This window comes from Streptomyces sp. SID14478, assembly GCF_010548525.1.
Taxonomy (GTDB): domain Bacteria; phylum Actinomycetota; class Actinomycetes; order Streptomycetales; family Streptomycetaceae; genus Streptomyces.
Genome location: NZ_JAAGMG010000127.1, coordinates 1 through 2,203, shown reverse-complemented (window position 1 = coordinate 2,203; position 2,203 = coordinate 1). Strand labels below are relative to the sequence as shown.

Here is a 2,203-nt window from a genome sequence, read left to right as displayed (position 1 = left end):
CGTCCTCTCGCTCTTCGCCCTGGACGCCACGGGCGAACACCCCACGCTCCGCTCCACGACCCCCTGCGGCGGCCACTGGCCCCGCGACCTCTCCCTCCACCCCACGGCCCGCTTCCTCTACGCGGCGAACGAACGCTCCGGCGACGTGACCTGGTTCACCGTGGACGAGAAGACGGGAACCCCGGTGAGAACAGGTTCGCTACGACTCCCCGCAGCATCCTGCGTGGCATTCGGCTAGCCACCCCACCGAGCACCGCCCGGACCTATGCCGAGCCGGCCCGGCGTTTTGAGGGACGTCCCGCGGCCGAGGGCAACGCGAGCCACCTCAAGCCCGTCCGGCGATTGAGGACGAGCCCGAAGGGCGACAACCGAGCCCGGAGGGCGAGCCGAGCAACCCTCGACGGGGGAGCCGACAAAACCCCAAGCCCGTCCGTCATATGAGGACGTCCCGAGGCCGAAGGCAACGCGAGCCACCTCAAGCCCGTCCGGCGATTGAGGACGAGCCCGAAGGGCGACAACCGAGCCCGGAGGGCGAGCCGAGCAACCCCCGACGGTGGAGCCGACAAAGCACGACGGCCGAGCCGAGCAACCCCCGACGGTGGAGCCGACAAAGCACGACGGCCGAGCCGAGCAACCCCCGACGGTGGAGCCGACAAAGCACGACGGCCGAGCCGACCACCCCCGACGGCCAGCCGACAAGAGCACAAGACACCCACCTACGACAACGGGCCCGGGACGAAACGTCCCGGGCCCGCAGCAGTACCGTTCAACCGCCGGAGGCAACCGGCTGGGGCGTGATCCCCAACGCCGCCGTGTACTTGGCCAACGCCAGCTTCCCCATCGCCGGATACGCCCCCAGCGCCTCCGCCGAAGCACACCCCGCGTCCTTGGCGGCAGCCTCCAGCACGCTCGGGTCCACCTCCGGCCCGACCAGGTACGGCGCCAGCGCCAGCTGCTGCGAACCGGAGCCGCGCAACTGCTCGGCGGTCGCGGCGATCGAACCCTCCACGTCGAGCGCGGCGGCGATCACCGGCACGGCGAGCCGAGCGGCCAGCAGCATCCCGGTGATACCCGCGGCCTGTACGGCCTCCTCGCCGCCCACTGAGGCGAGGATGATGCCGTCCGCGGCGGTTGCCACGGTGAACAGGCGCGCCCGGTCGGCGCGGGCCAGACCGGCCTCGGAGAGCCGCACGTGCAGGGCTTCCGCCAGCAACGGGTGCGGGCCGAGGACGTCCGTCAGCTCGGCGGCCACGCGGCTGTCGGAGATGCCCTGGCGGATCTGGCGCAGCAGCGCTGCGTCCGGCCCCGCGAGCAGCGGCACGACGACCGCGACGGGTCCCTCGGGCTGCCTGGCCTCGACCCCGGCGGCGACGGCCTGCTCGAAGCGGGCCGTGCGCTCCCGCGCGGCGTGCGCGAGCACGGAGGCGAGGGAGGGGAACTCGGCGGACACCGGGAAGTCGGTGACCTCCCCGTCGACGAAGCCGACGCGCGCGTCCAGACCGGGCAGCTCCGAGCGCGCGATGCTGACGACCTCGTCGGCGAGCATCCGCGTCGCGGCGCTGGGCGTGCCGGGCACGGCGAGAACGAGGGCAGGTGCGCCCTCGGGGGCGGCCACGGGTTCCGGACGACGGTGGCGTCCGGGCTGGCGGGGTCGCGGCATTCGTACAGGCAGGCCGGAAGCGGGCCCAGTGGGGGAGCTCATGGCGCCGCATGCTACTGGCTCACCCGGCATCGTTGTTCGGCCAGGGGGCAGCTGAGCGGTATCCGTCCGGTAATGTCCGATCGGTTCCGGATGGCATAACTGTCCTGGTCCGCAAGGGTGCGGCGGCTACGGCACGGACAGCAGGCGCCCGTCCCGCGGCAGTCGCAGACCGTCCGTCGCGAGGGCCGCGGCGATCACCAGGGCCCCGTGCAGCGGGTCACCGGCGGCCGGCACGACGGTCGCGTGCGGGAGCTGTCCGGACAGCTCCTCACCGAGCGGCGTCAGGAGGGGCCCGCCCATCTTGAACAGACCGCCGGTCAGCGCGACGTCACCGCCCTGCGCGGGGCACACGGCCGCCGCGGCCTCCGCGATGTGTCCCGCGGCGGCGGCCAGGATCGCGGCCGCGACCGGGTCGTCCGCCGAGCAGGCCGCCACGTCGGGCGCGAACGAGGCCAGAGCCGCGGGCCGGTCCGTGCGCGGATAGATCCGGCCGGGCAGTTC

General features: G+C 73.5%; 2 protein-coding genes and 1 pseudogene. 1 reads left to right on the top strand and 2 read right to left on the bottom strand.

Going from position 1 to position 2,203, the window contains the following annotated elements; all coding sequences use genetic code 11:
• On the top strand, positions 1-238 hold a 238-nt coding region (locus tag G3I40_RS05025), incomplete at its 5' end, for a beta-propeller fold lactonase family protein (protein WP_164300936.1).
• Between the two features lie 528 nt (positions 239-766).
• Here G3I40_RS05025 and G3I40_RS05020 read toward each other — a convergent pair.
• Positions 767-1,702 carry a hypothetical protein gene (locus tag G3I40_RS05020; protein WP_164300935.1) on the bottom strand — a complete coding sequence of 312 codons (936 nt, stop codon included), beginning with the start codon at positions 1,700-1,702 and terminating at the stop codon, positions 767-769.
• Positions 1,703-1,828: 126 nt separating this feature from the next.
• Positions 1,829-2,203, bottom strand: a pseudogene (locus tag G3I40_RS05015) (ATPase); the annotation flags it as partial.

Bases quoted from the DNA above. Each gene is read 5' to 3' on its own strand.
- G3I40_RS05020 (WP_164300935.1), bottom strand. From the start codon at position 1,702: ATGAGCTCCCCCACTGGGCCCGCTTCCGGCCTGCCTGTACGAATGCCG.